General features: G+C 35.8%; 21 protein-coding genes. 7 read left to right on the forward strand and 14 right to left on the reverse strand.

All coding sequences use genetic code 11. From position 1 onward, the window contains the following. The first annotated feature begins 16 nt into the window (after window positions 1-16). From ASO14_RS11295 to ASO14_RS11315, 5 genes are all read left to right on the forward strand, one after another. Window positions 17-1,123 carry an ABC transporter ATP-binding protein gene (locus ASO14_RS11295; protein WP_068455237.1) on the forward strand — a complete coding sequence of 369 codons (1,107 nt, stop codon included), beginning with the start codon at window positions 17-19 and terminating at the stop codon, window positions 1,121-1,123. Continuing rightward, the gene (locus ASO14_RS11300; RefSeq protein WP_068455239.1) at window positions 1,113-1,934 is read left to right on the forward strand and encodes an ABC transporter permease; all 822 of its coding nucleotides are present in this window, start codon (window positions 1,113-1,115) and stop codon (window positions 1,932-1,934) included. The genes ASO14_RS11295 and ASO14_RS11300 overlap by 11 nt, the downstream gene beginning before the upstream one ends. Continuing rightward, window positions 1,918-2,709: an ABC transporter permease gene (locus ASO14_RS11305; protein WP_068455242.1), complete on the forward strand. Its 792-nt coding sequence runs from the start codon at window positions 1,918-1,920 to the stop codon at window positions 2,707-2,709. The genes ASO14_RS11300 and ASO14_RS11305 overlap by 17 nt, the downstream gene beginning before the upstream one ends. After that, a complete protein-coding gene (locus ASO14_RS11310) occupies window positions 2,709-3,788 on the forward strand; it encodes an ABC transporter substrate-binding protein (protein WP_068455244.1) in 1,080 nt (359 codons plus the stop codon). The genes ASO14_RS11305 and ASO14_RS11310 overlap by 1 nt, the downstream gene beginning before the upstream one ends. 186 nt (window positions 3,789-3,974) lie before the next feature. After that, window positions 3,975-5,195, forward strand: a complete 1,221-nt coding sequence (locus tag ASO14_RS11315; protein ID WP_068455247.1) for an MFS transporter — start codon at window positions 3,975-3,977, stop codon at window positions 5,193-5,195. Window positions 5,196-5,259: 64 nt separating this feature from the next. On the opposite strand, the gene ASO14_RS11320 is transcribed toward ASO14_RS11315, so the two are convergent. From ASO14_RS11320 to ASO14_RS11355, 8 genes are all read right to left on the reverse strand, one after another. After that, a complete protein-coding gene (locus ASO14_RS11320; RefSeq protein WP_068455249.1) occupies window positions 5,260-5,778 on the reverse strand; it encodes a restriction endonuclease in 519 nt (172 codons plus the stop codon). Window positions 5,779-5,848: 70 nt separating this feature from the next. Next, entirely contained in the window at window positions 5,849-6,976 is a 1,128-nt protein-coding gene (locus ASO14_RS11325) for an N-acetyldiaminopimelate deacetylase (protein ID WP_068455252.1), read from the reverse strand. 12 nt (window positions 6,977-6,988) lie between these two features. Beyond that, window positions 6,989-7,702, reverse strand: coding sequence for a 2,3,4,5-tetrahydropyridine-2,6-dicarboxylate N-acetyltransferase (dapD, locus tag ASO14_RS11330; protein WP_068455255.1), 714 nt, complete (start codon window positions 7,700-7,702; stop codon window positions 6,989-6,991). A gap of 60 nt (window positions 7,703-7,762) precedes the next feature. Further along, a complete protein-coding gene (locus tag ASO14_RS11335) occupies window positions 7,763-8,659 on the reverse strand; it encodes a transcriptional regulator CcpC (protein WP_068455258.1) in 897 nt (298 codons plus the stop codon). A gap of 106 nt (window positions 8,660-8,765) precedes the next feature. After that, window positions 8,766-9,209 carry a cyclic-di-AMP-binding protein CbpB gene (gene cbpB / locus ASO14_RS11340; protein ID WP_068455261.1) on the reverse strand — a complete coding sequence of 148 codons (444 nt, stop codon included), beginning with the start codon at window positions 9,207-9,209 and terminating at the stop codon, window positions 8,766-8,768. Between the two features lie 132 nt (window positions 9,210-9,341). After that, window positions 9,342-10,112 (reverse strand): 2,4-dienoyl-CoA reductase, encoded by a 771-nt coding sequence (fadH, locus tag ASO14_RS11345; protein ID WP_068455264.1) that lies wholly within the window; start codon window positions 10,110-10,112, stop codon window positions 9,342-9,344. 129 nt (window positions 10,113-10,241) lie between these two features. Continuing rightward, complete coding sequence (locus ASO14_RS11350; RefSeq protein WP_068455267.1) at window positions 10,242-12,347, reverse strand: RNA degradosome polyphosphate kinase; 2,106 nt, start codon at window positions 12,345-12,347, stop codon at window positions 10,242-10,244. Between the two features lie 12 nt (window positions 12,348-12,359). Next, complete coding sequence (locus tag ASO14_RS11355; protein WP_068455270.1) at window positions 12,360-13,895, reverse strand: Ppx/GppA phosphatase family protein; 1,536 nt, start codon at window positions 13,893-13,895, stop codon at window positions 12,360-12,362. A 150-nt stretch (window positions 13,896-14,045) separates the two neighbouring features. Between ASO14_RS11355 and ASO14_RS11360 the strand changes: the two genes are divergently transcribed. Beyond that, a complete protein-coding gene (locus ASO14_RS11360; protein WP_068455273.1) occupies window positions 14,046-14,492 on the forward strand; it encodes a YkyB family protein in 447 nt (148 codons plus the stop codon). A 73-nt stretch (window positions 14,493-14,565) separates the two neighbouring features. Here the strand turns inward: ASO14_RS11360 and ASO14_RS11365 are convergent, their stop codons facing one another. The 6 genes from ASO14_RS11365 to ASO14_RS11385 all read right to left on the reverse strand — a co-directional run bounded on the left by ASO14_RS11365 (window position 14,566) and on the right by ASO14_RS11385 (window position 18,752). Further along, entirely contained in the window at window positions 14,566-15,465 is a 900-nt protein-coding gene (locus ASO14_RS11365; RefSeq protein WP_068455276.1) for a chemotaxis protein, read from the reverse strand. Window positions 15,466-15,538: 73 nt separating this feature from the next. Then, complete coding sequence (locus ASO14_RS11370; RefSeq protein WP_068455279.1) at window positions 15,539-16,861, reverse strand: MFS transporter; 1,323 nt, start codon at window positions 16,859-16,861, stop codon at window positions 15,539-15,541. Between the two features lie 133 nt (window positions 16,862-16,994). Then, on the reverse strand, window positions 16,995-17,216 hold the full coding sequence (locus tag ASO14_RS15050) for a hypothetical protein (protein ID WP_131004892.1): 222 nt from the start codon (window positions 17,214-17,216) through the stop codon (window positions 16,995-16,997). 19 nt (window positions 17,217-17,235) lie between these two features. After that, the gene (locus ASO14_RS11375) at window positions 17,236-18,105 is read right to left on the reverse strand and encodes an NAD(P)-dependent oxidoreductase (protein WP_068455282.1); all 870 of its coding nucleotides are present in this window, start codon (window positions 18,103-18,105) and stop codon (window positions 17,236-17,238) included. Between the two features lie 170 nt (window positions 18,106-18,275). Then, window positions 18,276-18,473, reverse strand: coding sequence for an aspartyl-phosphate phosphatase Spo0E family protein (locus ASO14_RS11380; RefSeq protein WP_068455285.1), 198 nt, complete (start codon window positions 18,471-18,473; stop codon window positions 18,276-18,278). Window positions 18,474-18,563: 90 nt separating this feature from the next. Then, entirely contained in the window at window positions 18,564-18,752 is a 189-nt protein-coding gene (locus ASO14_RS11385) for a hypothetical protein (protein ID WP_068455288.1), read from the reverse strand. A 110-nt stretch (window positions 18,753-18,862) separates the two neighbouring features. Here ASO14_RS11385 and ASO14_RS11390 point away from each other — a divergent pair, with 110 nt between their 5' ends. Further along, window positions 18,863-19,054 carry a YkvS family protein gene (locus ASO14_RS11390; RefSeq protein WP_068455291.1) on the forward strand — a complete coding sequence of 64 codons (192 nt, stop codon included), beginning with the start codon at window positions 18,863-18,865 and terminating at the stop codon, window positions 19,052-19,054. The last annotated feature ends 27 nt before the right edge of the window (window positions 19,055-19,081 follow it).

Below are 19,081 nucleotides of genomic sequence, written 5' to 3' on the forward strand. Positions count from 1 at the left end.
GGAGGCCTAGTACATCATGTCAGAAAATATTATTATCTCGTTTAACAACGTGTCAAAGTCGTACAGCGACGGTACACAGGTGTTAAAGGGCGTCAACTTTGAACTTGAAAGAGGAAAATTCTACACTTTACTTGGACCATCAGGTTGTGGTAAAACGACGATTTTACGTTTAATCGCTGGTTTTATGGAACCATCACAAGGTGAAATTTTATTTAATGGAAAGAACATTAATAAAGTGCCTGCTAATGAACGCCAAGTAAATACGGTCTTTCAAGACTATGCACTATTTCCACATTTAAATGTTTTTGAGAATGTTGCTTTTGGTTTACGTATTCAAAAGGTAAATAACGCTGAAATTACACGCCGCGTTGAAGAAGCATTAAAATTCGTCAACCTTGCAGGGTACGGTAAACGCGAAATTCAAGAGATGTCAGGGGGTCAACGTCAACGTGTTGCGATTGCACGCGCGATTGTTAATGATCCTGAAATTATCTTATTAGATGAACCACTATCTGCTCTTGATTTAAAGCTTCGTACTGAGATGCAATACGAATTACGCGAATTACAACAACGTTTAGGCAAGACATTCATCTTTGTAACACATGACCAAGAGGAAGCACTTGCGATGAGTGATGAAATCTTTGTTTTAAATGAAGGAAATATTCAACAAAGCGGGACACCAGTTGATATTTATGATGAACCAATTAATCGCTTTGTAGCTGACTTTATCGGCGAATCAAATATTATTTCTGGCATCATGGTACGCGATTTTGTTGTTAATATGAACGGTCAAGAATTTGAATGTGTTGACCAAGGTTTAAACCCAAATGAAAAAGTAGATGTGGTTATTCGTCCGGAAGATTTAGAATTAACAACTGTCGAACAAGGAAAACTTGTTGTAACAGTCGATTCGCAATTATTCCGCGGCGTACACTATGAACTTTCTACATTTGATGAAGCTGGTAATGAATGGCTTGTTCATTCACTGAAAAAAGCCGATGTTGGTGCAAAAATCGGTTTAGATTTCGATCCAGAATCAATTCACATCATGCGTTTAAATGAATCTGAAGAAGATTTCGATAAACGTTTAGAATCATACGGAGATGACCACGATGAAAAATAAGGGCGGAGTTTTCTCTCTTATCCCTTACTATGCATGGGTTGTACTATTCGTTGTCGCACCAATCTTACTCGTACTGTACTACTCAATGCTCGATTTAGATGGTCATTTTACACTTGAAAACTATAAAAACTTCTTTACGAGTGTCTATTTTGAGATGACATTAAGTTCGTTCTGGTATGCGTTCTTAATTACTTTATTCTCATTACTCGTTTCATACCCTGCTGCTTATTTAATTACAAAATTAAAACATAAACAGTTATGGTTAATCTTAATTATTATCCCTTCATGGGTGAACTTATTATTAAAAACATATGCATTCATTGGTATTTTTGGTAACAAAGGTCCGATTAATGCTTTCTTAGCTGCAATTGGTATTGGTGAACAGCAAATTCTATTCACGAATTTCAGTTTCATCTTTGTATCTGTTTATATCTTTATTCCATTTATGATTTTACCTATTTTTAATGCACTGGATAAATTAAATCCTGCACTAATTGATGCTGCACGTGACTTAGGTGCTTCACGCATTACAACATTCCGTCGCGTCATTATTCCATTAACAATGAATGGTATTAAAGCAGGTGTGCAAGCTGTATTTATCCCAGCGCTATCACTATTCATGATTACTCGCTTAATCGCAGGTAACAAAGTCATTACACTTGGTACAGCGATTGAACAACAATTCTTAGTTGCGCAAAACTGGGGAATGGGTTCAACCATTGCTGTATTCCTAATCATCGTTATGTTTATCATCATGTTCCTAACAGGTTCTAAAGAGAAGGGAGAGACACAAAATGGAAAGACTAAGTAAAGGTTCTAAAGTCTATTTAGCACTTGTCATGGTCGTTTTATACGCACCCATCTTTTTCCTAATCTTCTACTCTTTCAACAGTGGTGGTTCGATGGTAAACTTCAAATCATTCACATTGGAACATTATAAAGCGGTTTTTGAAGATGATCGTCTACTCATTATTTTAATGAATACAATCATTGTAGCTTTACTCTCAGCACTCATTTCGACATTCATCGGAACACTTGGTGCAATCGGTATTTCATCCATGCGTAATCGTAAATTACGTAATACAGTCTTATCAATGAATAATGTATTAATCGTAAGCCCTGACGTTATTATCGGTGCTTCATTCTTAATTCTCTTTACAATTGTGGGTGTGAAACTCGGCTTTATGTCGGTAGTATTAAGTCATATTGCCTTTAGTATTCCAATCGTTGTTATTATGGTATTACCAAAACTACAAGAGATGAGCAGTTCATTAATTGATGCTGCACGTGATTTAGGTGCTTCACAACGTGATATTTTAACGCGTGTCATCATTCCATTTATTAAACCAGGTATTTTTGCTGGTTTCTTCATGGCTTTAACTTACTCATTAGATGATTTCGCTGTTACGTTCTTCGTTACGGGTAATGGTTTCAGTACATTATCTGTTGAGATTTATTCAATGGCACGTGCTGGTGTATCACTAACAGTTAATGCGATTTCAGGTTTAGTATTCTTTGTCACAATTATTCTTGTACTTGGCTATCACTTTATTACGACACGTAAAAAAACGGGGGTGCGTAATTAATGAAATCACTTATACGCATTAGTATTGCCCTACTCGCTGTTTGCGGTATCTTATTCTATGCGGTACATTCGCTGAGCCAATCATCTGGTGTATCAGGCAAAAAAGTTTTAACAGTTTATAACTGGGGCGAATATATCGACCCTGCCCTACTTAAAAAGTTTGAAAAAGAGACAGGTATTCACGTCGTTTATGAAACATTCGATTCAAATGAAGCGATGATGACAAAGATTGAACAAGGCGGAACAAACTACGATATCGCCGTTCCATCTGAATACACAATCGAACAAATGAAAGAAAAAAATCTATTATTACCTGTTAATCATAAAGACATTCCGAATTTAAAAAATATTGATAAAGACTTTTTAGATTTACCATTCGATCCAAAAAACCAATATTCAATTCCTTATTTCTGGGGAACAGTTGGGATTGTTTATAACCCTAAATTATTAGGCGACAAATATAAATTCGAACGTTGGGATGATTTATGGGATCCTTCTTTAAAAGGTAAAGTAGTCTTAGTAGATAGTGCGCGTGAAGTGCTTGGTATGGGATTGAACAGTATGGGTAAGTCACTGAACTCAACAGATTCAAAAGAGTTAAATGCTGCAACAGACAAGCTAATTAAGATGGGACCGAACGTCAAAGCAATTATCGGTGATGAAGTAACACAGCTGATGATTAATGAAGATGCGATGGTCGCGCTAACATGGTCTGGACAAGCAGCAGATATGATGTATGAGAACGAAGATTTAACATACACAGTGCCAAGCGAAGGTTCAAACTTATGGTTTGATAATATGGTCATTCCAAAAACGTCTAAAAACGTAGAGGGCGCACATAAATTCATTAACTTCATGTTAGAACCTGAAAATGCAGCCCAAAATGCAGATTATGTCGGTTACTCAACACCAAATAAAGCGGCTCTTTCTCTGCTTGATGAAGAAGTAGTAAACGACGAACGTTACTACCCTTCGAAAGAAACACGCGAAAACTTACATGTTTATAAAAACCTTGGCCTTGAAAAAATCGGGGAATACAATGAATTATTCCTGAAATTTAAAATGGCAATTAATGAATAAATGGACTGTAGATGAATTCGTTTCATCTACAGTTTTTTTGATGTTTCAACATGGTTGTTCTCCTTATAAAAAGGAATACTACAAGTAAGGTTGTTTCAGTCAAAAGAAGTAGATTTTTTTCATTGCGATTCTATACTATAGCCGTTATTATTTAGCTATACGAAATACTCAACAAAGGAGCCTTTTATGGAAAAGAAAGTAAAATTAGCACTCGCACTCTTAATGTTCAACATGTTTATTTCCATGAGTGGTATCGGATTAATTATTCCCATCATGCCACATTATTTACAAGGCTTTGGAGGACAAGGCGCTGTACTTGGTTTTTTAATCGCCAGTATCGCACTTGCACAATTCATCTTCTCTCCACTCGCTGGATCTCTCTCTGACCGTTTTGGTCGAAAAAAACTCATCGTAATCGGGCTACTGATTAATGGTACGTTCATGACTTTATTCGGTGTCGCGAGCCATCTTTACGAACTCTATATCTTCCGCTTTTTAACAGGTGTGGGTTCTGCCTTCATCACACCACCCATCATGGCATATGTAGCAGACATTACAACTGGGAAACAACGTGGGAAAGCGATGGGACTAATTGGCGCAGCTATTTCGCTTGGTTTTACAATTGGACCCGGTCTAGGTGGTTTATTGTCCAATATTAATTTACACTTCCCATTCTATTTCGCTGGTGCTGCAGCTATTTTAGCAGGTATTTTAACGATGTTCTTGCTTCCTGCAACAAAACCAGTCGTAGCAAAAGGTGCGAAAAGTACAGGTAGTGGTAATATTTTAAAAGACATGAAAACTTCTTTCACTACACCTTATTTTGTTCTACTATTAGTTGTTTTCATCTTCACATTTGGTATCGCAAACTTCCAATCTTCTATGTCACTATTTTTAACGTATAAATTTGACTTCACACCGAATCAAATTGCCATTGTCTTAACTGTTGGTGGCTTCATCGGTGTTATTGTTCAGGGACTATTATTAGACAAGCTGTTCAAACGTTTTGGTGAGATGCGCATTATTCTGTTCAGTCTCGTTATCGCATCAATCTTTACAGTTTGTATGATTTACATTAGTGGATTCTTCCTTATCCTAGTTGTTGCAACAATTTTCCAAACAGCGGCTATTCTTATTCGTCCAGCAGTCAATACACTCATTTCCTATGCTGCTGGGAAAGAACAAGGTTTTGCTTCTGGTATGAACAACTCCTATATGTCTCTTGGGAATATGATTGGACCCGCAATTGCAGGTACATTATTCGATATTAATATGTCGATTCCATTCATCGTAGGTGGTGCCGTTCTCATGATTTGCTTCGTGATCACCTATGTATGGCAAAAGCGAAATCCCATTCAAAGACCTGTACATCAACAACCGAATATCGACTTGGATACAAAAGCATAAACAAAAAAGAATCGCGTAACTTATCACGCGATTCTTTTTTCGTACTTATATTGTGTTGTGTAAATCAAGATGCACGCCTTGAAGACTTCATAACTTTTTTACGTTCTTTTAATAAATCAATGAGATCTTCTCGATTCATGAGTGTCACATGACAAGCAGTAGCTAATTGCTTTGCGGCCTGTGTGTAATAATTATTCGTAATCACCCATGCTTCATTTGCTTCATAAAAAGCCTGTGCTGCATAAATTTCTTGTACTGCTTTTAAACCAACTTTATCTTGATAACGCTTTGCTTGAATCACAATTTTCCCTTCATCATGTTGTAACATGACATCTGCCCCAAAATCATTAGAGCGCTGCGTTGCAACTGCTTTGTAACCTAAGTCTTCAAATACATGTGCTAAAAAGTCCTCAAAAACATATCCGTCCATTTCATCGACATCACGAATTTGTGTCGTCTGCATTAATCGTTCATAGGATTTTCTTCTTTTTCTTTCTTGAATAAAGCGAATCAATATCGAAAGGAATAAAAGAATCCCAACCGCGATGGCACCCCATACGATATATTCAATTAATTGGTTCATCTGTGTACTCCTTTATTTACGTAATCTGTTTTATCATACAGAAAGTAGCAAAAGAGAACAAGTGTTTTATTTATTTCAAGTGGAATTGTCGAAGAAATCCTTCTACAAATAAAATATTTTGTTCGATGAGATTTTCATCGGGTGATATTTTCGCATGGTGTAGTCCATAAGGGGTATTCGCCCCAGCCCAAAACATCGCGCCCGGAATCTCTTTTAAAAAGAAACCAAAGTCCTCCCCAGTCATCGCTGGTGGGCATTCGTACGCTGTCATACCTTCTACAGAATCTGCATATTGAAGAAGCGATGTCGCACAGTGTGCATCATTGTACACTTGATAATACATTGAACCATAGTCAACCGTCACATCACATTCAAATGCAAGAGCAGTCGCCTCACACAATGTTTGAATACGTTTTTTTATTTGCGCCATACTCTCAGCTGTTACTGTACGGATTGTTCCTTCCAAACGTGCAGCATCTGAAATAACGTTTTGTACGGTGCCAGAAGTCATTTTACCAACTGTAATAACAGAACCTTCTAATGGATTGATATTACGACTGACAATCGTCTGTAGTTGCATAATAAGCGATGCAGCTGCAACAGTCATATCTTTTGTATGGTGCGGAAATGCTGCGTGTCCACCTAGTCCTTTTAAATCAATAAAAAGTTCAGATGTATTTGCAAATAACATACCAGGTCGTGTTGCAACAGTTCCAACAGGATACTCTGGTGCGATGTGACATGCAAACATATAATCCGGAAGTAGTTCTGGATGTTTTGCCTTCACCCACTCTAACATAGGCTCTGCGCCTCCAGGGCCTTCTTCAGCAGGTTGGAAGTACAATAAAATCGTATGCTCTGGTTGAACATCCGCAAATCGTTTCGCAAGCCCTAGCGCAATCGTCATATGGAAGTCATGTCCACATGCATGCATGAAACCCTCATGTTCAGAAGCGTATGATAAATTAGTTTGTTCTTGAACAGGCAAACCATCTAAATCTGTTCTCCATCCTAATTGCAAACGAGGATTAATACCTTCAATAACTAAAATAAAACCCGTTCGCCATTTTATGATACGCATATAGGGCTTTATAAACGATGTAATTGTATCGAGTAAATATTGTTGCGTCTTAAACTCTTGAAAACCAATCTCCGGAATTCTATGTAAATCCCTTCGAACTTCCATAAAAGACTTCACACCATTCACCTCTTATATTTTTCTTAAATCTTGCATAATTTCTGTTTTTGATTTTGTTTTTTCATCAATTTTTTTAATTTCACGTGCTGGAATACCTGCAACTACTGTATAAGGTTCAACATCTTTTGTTACGACAGCACCTGCTGCAATTACTGCACCTTCTCCTACTCGTACTCCTTCTAGAAGAACTGCATTTGCACCAATCATTACATTATTTTCAACTACTACAGGGTCAGCACTTGGGGGTTCAATCACACCTGCTAAAACGGCACCTGCTCCAATATGGCAATCTTCTCCCACTGTTGCACGACCACCCAATACAACATTCATATCAATCATCGTACGTGCGCCAATTTCCGCACCAATATTAATAACACTACCCATCATGATTACTGCGTTATCACCAATTGTAACTTGATCTCGAATAAGTGCGCCTGGTTCGATACGTGCATTAATCGCTTTTGTATCTAATAAAGGCACAGCTGAGTTACGTCGGTCTTGCTCGATTACGTAATCTTCAATCTGTGCCTCATGTGCGTTGATTGCTTGTTCAATTTGTGACCAGTCGCCAAATACAACTACGGAATTACCTTCACCAAATACTTTACTATCTGTACCAAAGTCTAATGAAGACACATTTGTACCTTTTACATAAACTTTAACTGGTGTTGTTTTTTTGGCATTTGCTAAGTAAGCGATAATTTCTTGTGCGTTTAACTTTTTCATTGTGCATTTCCTCCTATTGAAAAAAAGATGCACTAATTGTAACCGATTATTCAAAAAATTTCACTTATTTTTTGAATAATCATACAAACATTCTGCATGTTGTTGCACAATTTCAACAAAAGCTGCTACTTGACGGAGCTCAAAACTCGAATCATATCCAATCAACCATGTATCACGTGTTAGTGCAAATTTTTCATCATCACTGACGAGGTTGATTCGATTGACATCTTCTTCGCCTGTCAATGTAATAGACGGTAAAATCGCATAGCCAATACCATTCAATGCCATCTGCTTACACGTTTCGATTTGGTCAACTGTGATTTGATGCTTTGGACTTGAAGAAAATTGTCGTTGCCACCATTGTTGAATTTCTTGATAATAATTCGAATCACTTTTGAATTGAATAAAAGGTCGTTCAGTCTCAAATACCTCATCCAGTGATTTAATTTCTTTATCTACTAAGTACATTGTATCTCTAAATAAATGTGTTTTTCGGCCTTTCCAATCAGAATGCCCACGTACAATCCCAATATGTGCTTCACCATCATATAGCGCTTTGACAATTTCAGATGACCAGCCTGTCATGAGCGAAATTTTCGCATCTGGATATTTTTGTACGAACTCTTTTAATACTTGTGGCAACCATGTGTGACCAACAATTGAAGCACATGCAATTTTCAATGTTCCATGTACTTTTTGTGTTAACGACTGTAGTTGTTCATACACTTCTTCTCGTCTAGTAGCCATCTCATTCGCATATTGAATAACAAGTTCACCAGACGGGGTAGGTGTTAAACCTTTTTGTGAACGTAAAAAAAGCTGCGTTCCCCAATCTTTTTCAATTGATTGTAAGCGTTGTGAAAGTGCTGGTTGCGATAAAAATAGGCGTTCTGCTGCTTTTCTCATATTTCCTTCTTCAGCTAAAATCTTTAAAATTTGTGCTTCAGATGTTGTCATGCGAACACCTCCATATACGTATTCAAAATGTATGTAGTTCAAAATAATAAAAGGACCTGTCTCATCCGTTCTCTTAAGACAGTTCCTTTTAATTCAGCCAAAATGATTATGATTTTGGTTGATATACATATTTTTTTAACTGTTTTAAAATTACACGACGTGTCATAATCCCAACAAATGTACCTTCATCATCAATTACACACAAGAAGGCATGATTAATTACTAAATCTAAAGCTCGCTTAAAATTATCATTAATATTCAATGTAGCAATGTCTCGATCCATAATCTCTGTGACATTCGACACTTCTAAATTTTCATATTCAATTCGTTCTAAGCCTAAGACTGAATCCATGATCATACGAATACTAATTAGACCATGAAAACGATAGCTTGAGTCGAGTACAGGAATCGAAGAATATCCTGTTTTTGTTAATACTAATAAAGCATGCTCTGCATTATTACCAATTTGAACGTGCGCTACTTTCTCAGCTGGTATAATAAAATCATGAATTGGCATTTCGAGCAATTCTTTGCTGTTCGTGGAAATCATAGAATTCTACTCCTTTTCTATTTAAAAAATAGAGTACTTCACCTCTTTTTATCATAACATAAAATGAATTGAGAATACTATGCATAACTCGAAAATACTCAACATGACAAGGATGTAAGCGGTATCAACCTTTTAAAATGGATGTGAGTTTAACCACTGTCCACCATCTAGTGTCACACATTCACCATTCATATACGCGGCTTTGTCCGATAAAATAAATGCCGCTAAATCTGCAATTTCTTCTGGTTGCCCTAAGCGATGAAGTGGTACAGACTGTAATGTACGTTTAGCTGCTTCTTCCGATTCCCATAATTTCTCTGCTCCTCCTGTTCGGTCGATCGGACCAGGTGCAATAGCATTCACACGAATACCATAAGCACTTCCCCATTCAACTGCTAATGTGCGTGTTAAAGACAGTACCCCTGCTTTTGCAGCTGCTGAATGGACAACACCAGCTCCTGCTTGCCAAGCGTAAGTTGCCACCATATTTAAAATGGCTCCTTTAATTTGATGTTCAATCCAATACTTCCCTACAGCTTGAGAACAATAAAAAGTTCCATTTAAAACAATATCAATGACAGATTTCCAACCATTTGGAGATAAGTCTTCTGCACGTACAATAAAATTTCCAGCTGCATTATTTACAAGTCGTGTGATGGTACCAAATTTATCATGAACATATTTCACCATTGCATCTACATGCTCTACTACACGAACGTCCATTTGAAATACTGCAATTTCTCCCATTGCTGTTTGCTGTAGTTCGCGCTGTGCAGCATATAATCTTTCTTGATCACGTCCTGTAATCACTACATGTGCACCTTGCTCGGCAAAATTCTTCGCCATGTATTTCCCCATCCCATTTGATCCGCCTGTAACAATAATTACCTGACCTGCTAACATATTATTTTCCCCCTTCTGATTTAAAAGTGAATAACCATTCATTTTTACTTATTTTAACATATCATATACTTTTCACACAAAGAAAAAGCGTATGATAAGAGGAATCTCCTTCTTTCATACGCTTTTTTTCTATTCTTCATCACTTAATACTTTATTAGCATCTCGCTCTTGAATTAACTGACTGTCAATAATCTCCGTTTTTTCATCTATCTTTTTGTAACGATATTGTCCATCAGCTTCTAATACACGTGCCTTACTATTATCTTGCAATTGGAGTTTTACCACGTGCATAATCCGCTTTTTAATCCCTGTATCAAATATTGGGAACAGAATTTCAACACGCTTAATCATATTACGTGTCATCATATCTGCTGAAGATAAATAGATTTTATTTTCACCATTATGATGGAACCAATAAATACGAGAATGTTCTAAGAAACGTCCTACAATACTAATCACTGTAATATTTTCACTTACACCTTTAATTCCTGGTTGTAAGCAGCAAATACCACGAATGATGAGATGTACTTGAACACCTGCAATTGACGCTTCATACATTTTCATAATTAAATCTTTATCGGTTAATGAATTCATCTTTGCGTAGATGCGTCCATTTCCATGTTTTTTATGATATTCAATTTCTAAATCAATCAAACGAATGAATTCTTCTCGAATATCGAATGGTGATACGACCAAATGATGATAATGTGGTTTTTCTGTATAACCACTTAAATAGTTAAAGAAGTTTGTCGCATCAATACCAAGTTTTTTCTTCGTCGTAATAATTCCCATATCCGTGTAGATTTTAGCTGTTGCATCATTGTAATTACCTGTACCTAAATGAATAAAACGTTCAATTCGTCCTTGACGTTTTCGAACAACGAGTGTTATTTTCGAATGTGTTTTTAAATTATGCATACCATAAATAACTAAACATCCTGCTTGTTCTAATTGTTTCGCCCAAAGTACGTTATTTTCTTCATCAAAGCGCGCTTTTAACTCAACTAATACAGTCACTTGCTTACCATTCTCAGCGGCTAACTTTAATGCTTGGATGACAGGTGAATTGCCACTTACACGATACAATGTTTGTTTAATAGCTAACACATTTGGGTCTTTTGCTGCCTCTGTTACGAAATCAACGATTGGTGAAAACGATTCGTATGGATGATGGAAAAATAAATCTTGCTTTAATGCTTTTTCAAAAATATTATCGTCTGAACTTACATCCTGTGGTGGTTGTGGGATAAAACTTTCATATTGTAAATCTTCTCGTAAATCACCCACTACTTTACAAAACGAAAATAGATACGTTAAATCTAAAGGTCCCTTAATATTAAAAACTTGTGCATCCCAGTCATCCAATTCGCGTATTAAGAATTGTAATACATTCTCTTGCATTTCTCCTTTGCGCACTTCAACACGAGAAACACTTCCCCACTTACGCTTTTTTAATTCTTTTTCGATTTCCGTCAATAGGTCGCGTGCACCTTCTTCGTGAATCGTCAAATCAGCATTACGTGTTAGCCGGAATGATTGCACAGATTGTACTTTAAACCCTTTAAATAAAATATCAATATTGTGCATAATCACTTCTTCAATTAAGATAACCTCCATTTTACCATTGCGTTTTGGTAAACAGATAAAACGATCCAGCACTGCAGGCACCTGAACAATTGCTACTTTTTTCTGCTGTTCTTTTCCGCCATGTTGATCTTCTAACATAACAAGTAAATTATGTGTTTTGCTTAGTAAAGTTGGGAATGGTCGATATGCATCTACTGCAATGGGTGTTAATACTGGGAAAATAATTTCTTCAAAGTATTCTTTTACATAGCTCAACTGTTCTTCGTCTAAATCTTTCATCTCATGAATAAAAACTTTCTCTTTTGGTAATAGTTCTTTTGTTAGTTGATGATAGACTTCCATTTGACGATCGACTAACTCTTTTGTTTTTTGTTCAATTGCTGCTAACTGTTCTTTCGGTGTCAATCCAGCTTTGTTTTCTGGTTTATTAAAACCTGCGCGTACTTGATCTTGTAATCCCGCTACACGCACCATATAGAATTCATCGAGATTTGAACTAAAAATAGCGATAAAACGTAAACGTTCAAGTAACGGATTACGTTCGTCTTCCGCCTCTTGTAGTACCCGCTCGTTAAACGCAAGCCAGCTCAATTCACGATTGTTATAATATTCTGGTGAAGCAATTTTTTTATACTGTTCTTCTGTCATCTAAAATCCCTCCTACACAAAATGTAAAACAACATCTTTTTTGACGATACGTTCAAAATGCTTTTTTTGCTTATTTCCTTGATATTTTTCTGCTAATGGATAACCTCTAGTTTGAATTTCTAAATCTAATACCTCAGGTGTTTCTTCATTAATTTCAATAACAATATCTGTAACAATGCTTCTTTTAGAGGCATCGAGTGCATAAATTAGCTTTAATAAAGCGCCTAAACGAATGAGCATTTGCACTTCTTCTTTTGTAAACCAGTCTTCAAACGGTTTTAAATACGTATAAAAAGAGTCTTTATTTTTATACGACGCAAGCAATGCTAAACGAACTCGTTCTTTATGATTAAGTCCATTAATTGAGCGGTTTGATAATAAATAGAAGGTATGCTGACTTGCTGCATCTTGTTCTAAATATTCACCAATCATATAAACTTTCGCACCTTGATTTAAGATATAAATTTCTTCTTCAGAATAATCCCATAATTCATGACGACATAATTCTCGATACATAAGTTCAGCAATACGCGCATGATGTAAAATTTGATTTTCTGACTTTCCAAACTCTGATGCTAAGTATCGAGCATTCGAACGAAAGACATCTGTACGGTCAAATGCTAAAGGATATTCTTTTAAAATGTCTGAAATAACAATTCCTTCTCGTAAACCTTTTCGACTTAGTTGGAATTTTTGACTATCGACAACATGCATAAGCGCACGGAATACTTCTGCTACTGGTCCAATAATATCAGCTCGATCTGCCGATAATTCATCCATCTTTTTTAACTCGTTATATGTTAACGATGAAATCTCATCATTAATCTCATTAAAATCAGCTAACGACATACGATATTGGTGAACACCTGTTAGGGGATAGTTCTTACGACTTTGATCCATTTTCGCCATACTTCTCGCACTTCCACTAATGCCGACAACAGGTACTTTTAAATCGTTCAACCATGTCACTTCTTTGAATTGTTGTTTTGCAAAATGATACACTTCATCATGTTCTCTTTTCGTCATTGTATCGCTTTGCATAAACTGTCTTTTTAACGAAACCGAACCGAATGGTAAACTAATCGCATGTTTTAATTCTTTTTGTTCATAGTACGTAATTTCTGTACTACCCCCACCTATATCAATCGTGACTGCTGAAGGTGTAGAAATCGTATTGGCAACTGCAAAATAGCCATAATACGCTTCATCTTGTTCAGATAGTAACTCGATTTGTATCCCTGTTTCCTCGTACATCTTTTTTATAATTTCTTGATTATTTTTAGACTGACGCAAAGAAGCAGTAGCAACCGCGCGATAATGTTCAATTCCGTAATCTATAAGCATTTCTTTAAAAGAATGTAGTAAATTCAGTAACTTTTGAATTCCTTGTTCATTCAAATAACCTTCTTCTGTAATGTCATTTCGTAATCGCGCTACAGATTTGATGTTCATTAATTCTTTTAAACCACTTATTTTGGAATATTGATAAATAACAAGGCGAATGGTGTTCGATCCAATATCAATTACAGCTCTTTTTCGTTTTGTCATATGAAGCACATCCTTTTATTTTTTCGTTTCCTCTATACTTATAGATTAATAGTTGGTATGATAACTTATATTTATTATAAATTTTAATGGTCAGAATATTCCACCAATATCATGATGAATTCATTTTATTTGAAAGAAAGGTGACAATATATGGTTGAAAAATATAATACAATGCAAATTGCTCAAGCCATTTTCACCATTAATAAACATGCTAAAACAGCACCCGATAATCGTTTTTTATATATGCTAAAAAAACAAGCAATTCAAAAACTAATCGAACAAAAACAAGCAAAGAAGATTGGACTTCACTTTGTGGAACGTCCACGCAATAGCCAACAACAATCTTCTGTATTAATTGCATGTGGGGATTACTACTTCCATACTTTACCCGAAAAAGATGACTTTAAAGAACTTCCTCATTTAGGACATTTAGATCGTACATACCGAAATCCACCTTGCCGTATGAGTTTAAAGCAGGCAAAAAGTATATTGATTCTTTTTACGGATATGAAAATAGAAAATCCAAAGCCGACCATACCAGCTAAAAAGAAAAATAATTTACATGTGCATCGTACAAGTTACTTTTATGGTCATTAAAAAAGCAGACTGTTCCTACGTTTATTCATCTACTAAGATGTATGTTTCGTAAGAATTGTCCGCTTTTCTTTAATTAGAGTACAAATTGATCAACAAATTGAATTAGTTCTGCAATTTCAGGTTTACTAATTTGTGCATTCGCACCTACTCGTTCCCCTTTATGCTTCAAGTCGTCTGTAATTAAACTTGAGAAAATAATAACAGGTACATGCGCTAATTTAGCATTTTCTTTGATTTTCTTCGTTAAATGATGACCATCCATTTGAGGCATTTCAATATCTGTTACAACGAGCTGAATTGTATCTTCAATATTTCCTGCTTCAGATGTTGCTTCTAAAAATGCATAGGCATCTTTACCATTTTCAAAGAATTCTAAATTTACGTATCCAGCTTCATGCATCGTATCATTTAATAGTTTACGAAGTAATGGTGAATCTTCAGCAATTAGAATGCGTTTTTCTGAGCGATTGCGCTCACCTAACTTTTTAACCGAATTCACATTAATACCTGTTTCAGGATTAATTTCTAAAATGATTCGTTCAAAGTCGAGTAGTAATAGCATTGCATCATCACGTTTGATCACACCAATGACTTGTGAGGTACCATTTTGATACATATCTGATGGCTTCTCGATATGTTCCCATGAAATACGGTGAATCATTGAAACATTGTCGACATGGAATACTACACGCTGTTTATTAAATTCAGCGACGATATATTTATGCTGATTGCTGCGCTCAGAGTGCGTTAGACCCAGTACACGCTTCATATCAACAACTGGTAGCACTTCCCCACGCAATTGAATAATTCCTTCTACATATTCATGTGCATGTGGAATGAATGTGACAGGTATTGGCTGAATAATCTCTTTTACTTTAATTACATTGATTCCAAATTTATTTGAACCGACCTCAAACTCAACAATTTCCAGTTCATTTGTACCACTTTCTAATAAAATTCCTTTTGAGTTCATGCTTTTTCGTCCTCCATATGCGTTAATATTAAAACCATTGTACCATATCGAACGATAGTCAAATAGACTTGAATTAGACAGTTTTAAGTTTTTTCATATGGATAATTAGACCAATAAGCGTCATAACCACTAATGATAATAAAGCAATCCTACTGGCAACAGCACCTTGAGAACGTAGCATAAAGGTAATGGAACCATAGATGGCTGGTCCAATAATAGAAGAAACTTTTCCTGAGAATGCAAATAAGCCGAAAAATTGACCTTGTTTTTCTTTTGGTGATAGTTCAATAATATACGTTCGTGACGTCACCCAAATCGCACCGAGAGAGATACCAAAAAGACTACCTGCAATCCAAAACATCCATTGTTCTGTTGCGGCGGCTGCGATGACTAATGCAATAACCATTAAGAGAGCAACATACGTCACTGCTCGATTAGCACCTGATTTTTTTGTAATATATCCAAAGGCAAATGAACCGATAATTGCTGCGACTGTGGAAACTAAATAAAGTAGAATAAACTGCCCTGATGTGAATGCTAAAACTGCTGCAGCATATACTGCCATCATTGCAATCGTTGTAGCAAGTGCATCATTAATGAAAAAGTATGCAATCATAAATTTAAAGATTGTACGATGTTGGCGCATTTCTTTAAATGTTTGAATGATTTCTTTATATCCTGTTAAAAAACGAACTTTTTTTCTATTTTCCTTTGGTATCGGTTGATCACGATTAATAAAGAATAGCGGTAATGAAAATAATAAGTATAAAATAGCTGTTGGAATAAAGGCACGTGCATAGTTGCCATCATTCACAAGTAAGTACACGAGTAGACCGAAGATGGTGCCAAGATAACCGACTGCAACACCAAAACCAGAGATAAGCGGCATATCTTCCGATTTTCCTAAGTCGGGCATCATTGCATCATAAAAAACAAGACTCGAATTATAAAAGAATTTTGCAATGACAAAACAGATGACGACAATAAATAGGCTTAGCGGAACGCCACCAATCGTCGATTGTAAATTCATTTCACCAAAAATCCCCATCATAAATGTAAAGAAGATGGATGTAGAGGCGAACCAGACAATGACTTTTTTCTTATAGCCCGTTTGGTCAATCCATACGCCAAACAGTGGTGAAAAAATAACGAGTAATAAACTCGCTACTGCGTTTGCATATGAGATAAAAGTACTTGCTAGTTGCTGTTTTTCTTCATTCGTTCCTAACACTTCATCCATATAAAAAGGGAAAAATACAGTGTTAATATTCGATGAAAAAATGGTATTTGCAAAGTCATACAGAGCCCATGAAATAATGGGTAATGAAGCATAAATCGCCCATGAAGAGCTTCTTTTACGTTGTTTTGCTTCGATACTCTCCGCCTCCTCTTTCATATTATTTCATAATGTTTCATATTTTTGTTTATTTATGTCTATTATTTACAATATATTCACATTTTATTTACAAAAAAATGAACACCTAACAAATGGAGTTCATTTTTTTGATTTTCTTCCTATATAGTATTCTTTAATTATTCATCAGTTTTTTTCTCTTTCGCCATGAATAGACGAACCACCATACAGAACAGGCTATATAGTAACAAAACATGGAGAGCATCGCTGTTTCTACATGAACCCATTGCTCATTAAATTGCGTGTAGATGATGAAACTTCCTACATATAGGAGAGGGATTACAATAAATAACACTGCAAATCCCATAAGAGATGGTGTTGAGTTACTTTTTTTCATTTTCTTCTCCGAAGTTTTTCTACGATTTGTAGTATTTGATAATAGCCTGTGTTCCTTTTTCTTGAAGTCCTTGCTCTGCCAATTCATCATACATTTTCTTCGCTAGTTGTAAACCTGGTAGTTGTAAATCCATTTGCTCGGCTTCTTCTAAAGCAATACGCATATCTTTTAAAAAGTGCTTAATATAAAAACCTGGCTCTAGATCGCCTTTAATCATGCGCGGTGCCAAGTTACTTAGAGACCATGAACCTGCTGCTCCTGCTGAAATAGATTGAAGCACTGTATCTAAATCTAATCCTGCACGTTTACCATATACAAGCGATTCTGCTACACCAATCATATTTGTCGCAATGGCAATTTGATTACACATCTTCGTATGTTGTCCTGCTCCTGCTAAACCTTGATAGACGACATTTTGACCGAATACTTCGAAAATTGAGAGCGCACGTTCAAATGCTTCTTTTTTTCCACCAACCATAATAGATAATGTACCGTTCTTCGCACCGACGTCTCCACCAGATACGGGCGCATCAAGTGCGTCAATATGACGTTCTGCTGCAAATGTTGCAATCTTTTTAGCAAGTGTTGGTTGAGAAGTAGTTAAGTCAATCACGAGTGTCCCTTCTTTTGCTGTTTTAAAAATTCCTGCATCACCGAAGTAAACTTCTTCTACATCAATCGGATCGCCAACCATCGTGAATACAACTTCTGCATTTTTTGTAGCATCTGCAGCTGTTTTATGCCAAACAGCACCTTCTTCGATTAAAGTTTGTGCTTTTGAAGCTGTTCTTGTAAAGATGTGGACTGCATAACCTGCTTGTAATAAGTGATGTACGATACTTGCGCCCATTACACCCGTACCAATAAAAGCTACATTTTTCTTTGTCATATTTGAACATCCTTTCACCTTTGATTTCTTTAGTATACCGAATCTAAGCAAAAAAAAATAGCAGATAGAGTTATCTGCTAAAGAAAGGGGGAAATGAGATTGTTGCTGTGTTCTTAAATATAGTTCCACCCTTTTGAATATTTTAAACCCACATTTTTAAAATTTCTTCATTAATGGATATCATAATCAATTGATTTAATTTTCATTTCGTACTCTGTGCCTACTTGTTGGAGCTGATAAAGATTAAGTAGATCATCTAGTTTTCGACTTAAACGAATTGTTTCTGCATTCAAAAAACCTTTTTCCAGTCCACATTGAATCATTTTTTCGCGTGTTTGTTCTAACTTTTTTAATACTACTTCCGACATTATCTTCACTCCACCTCTCGTAACCACGTTCATTATTATACTAGTATTCCCAACTTTTCGGAAATGAAATTTTCGACACCATTCGACATTTTAACTTCTTTCTTTTTCTAAATATTCATAGACGACTTTTCCACCTTGTTGCGCTATCCCTCGAAAACGCTTAAAATCTTCTCTTTCTACGATTAATTCTCTAAATTCATAAAAATCATTTTTACTGACTTCTATTTTCTTTATTTCACCATTAACTAATTTATTTATCATTTCTGGCATATTTTCCATTGTAAAAACTTCCTTTTTTAAATTTTTTTTATTTCTTAGTAAATTATTTTACATTTCGAGCCTTTTCATGCAAAATGTAAGTAATTAGAAATTGAAGGGAATGTTGCATAATGAAAATCGCAGATATCGGCAATATCATCGAATTCCACGACGGTTTAAGAGGACGAGTTGAAAAAGTAAACGAGAACTCTGTTATAGTAGATTTAACGATTATGGAAAACTTTCGCCACCTTGATTTAGAAGAAAAAACAGTAATTAATCATAAACGCTACAAAATTGTAAACTCAGGTGTTCCGCTTTAATGAACTACATGATACACTAAAGCCGTT

Source organism: Kurthia sp. 11kri321 (genome assembly GCF_001534765.1).
Lineage (GTDB): Bacteria > Bacillota > Bacilli > Bacillales_A > Planococcaceae > Kurthia > Kurthia gibsonii.

Coding starts and splice junctions, on each gene's coding strand:
- ASO14_RS11300 (WP_068455239.1), top strand. CDS start 1,113: ATGAAAAATAAGGGCGGAGTTTTCTCTCTTATCCCTTACTATGCATGG.
- ASO14_RS11370 (WP_068455279.1), bottom strand. CDS start 16,861: ATGAAAGAGGAGGCGGAGAGTATCGAAGCAAAACAACGTAAAAGAAGC.
- ASO14_RS11315 (WP_068455247.1), top strand. CDS start 3,975: ATGGAAAAGAAAGTAAAATTAGCACTCGCACTCTTAATGTTCAACATG.
- fadH (WP_068455264.1), bottom strand. CDS start 10,112: ATGTTAGCAGGTCAGGTAATTATTGTTACAGGCGGATCAAATGGGATG.
- ASO14_RS11360 (WP_068455273.1), top strand. CDS start 14,046: ATGGTTGAAAAATATAATACAATGCAAATTGCTCAAGCCATTTTCACC.
- ASO14_RS11355 (WP_068455270.1), bottom strand. CDS start 13,895: ATGACAAAACGAAAAAGAGCTGTAATTGATATTGGATCGAACACCATT.
- ASO14_RS11390 (WP_068455291.1), top strand. CDS start 18,863: ATGAAAATCGCAGATATCGGCAATATCATCGAATTCCACGACGGTTTA.
- ASO14_RS11365 (WP_068455276.1), bottom strand. CDS start 15,465: ATGAACTCAAAAGGAATTTTATTAGAAAGTGGTACAAATGAACTGGAA.
- ASO14_RS11320 (WP_068455249.1), bottom strand. CDS start 5,778: ATGAACCAATTAATTGAATATATCGTATGGGGTGCCATCGCGGTTGGG.
- ASO14_RS11375 (WP_068455282.1), bottom strand. CDS start 18,105: ATGACAAAGAAAAATGTAGCTTTTATTGGTACGGGTGTAATGGGCGCA.
- ASO14_RS11385 (WP_068455288.1), bottom strand. CDS start 18,752: ATGGAAAATATGCCAGAAATGATAAATAAATTAGTTAATGGTGAAATA.
- ASO14_RS11335 (WP_068455258.1), bottom strand. CDS start 8,659: ATGACAACATCTGAAGCACAAATTTTAAAGATTTTAGCTGAAGAAGGA.
- ASO14_RS11295 (WP_068455237.1), top strand. CDS start 17: ATGTCAGAAAATATTATTATCTCGTTTAACAACGTGTCAAAGTCGTAC.
- ASO14_RS11350 (WP_068455267.1), bottom strand. CDS start 12,347: ATGACAGAAGAACAGTATAAAAAAATTGCTTCACCAGAATATTATAAC.
- ASO14_RS15050 (WP_131004892.1), bottom strand. CDS start 17,216: ATGAAAAAAAGTAACTCAACACCATCTCTTATGGGATTTGCAGTGTTA.
- cbpB (WP_068455261.1), bottom strand. CDS start 9,209: ATGATTTCCACGAACAGCAAAGAATTGCTCGAAATGCCAATTCATGAT.
- ASO14_RS11380 (WP_068455285.1), bottom strand. CDS start 18,473: ATGTCGGAAGTAGTATTAAAAAAGTTAGAACAAACACGCGAAAAAATG.
- ASO14_RS11305 (WP_068455242.1), top strand. CDS start 1,918: ATGGAAAGACTAAGTAAAGGTTCTAAAGTCTATTTAGCACTTGTCATG.
- ASO14_RS11310 (WP_068455244.1), top strand. CDS start 2,709: ATGAAATCACTTATACGCATTAGTATTGCCCTACTCGCTGTTTGCGGT.
- dapD (WP_068455255.1), bottom strand. CDS start 7,702: ATGAAAAAGTTAAACGCACAAGAAATTATCGCTTACTTAGCAAATGCC.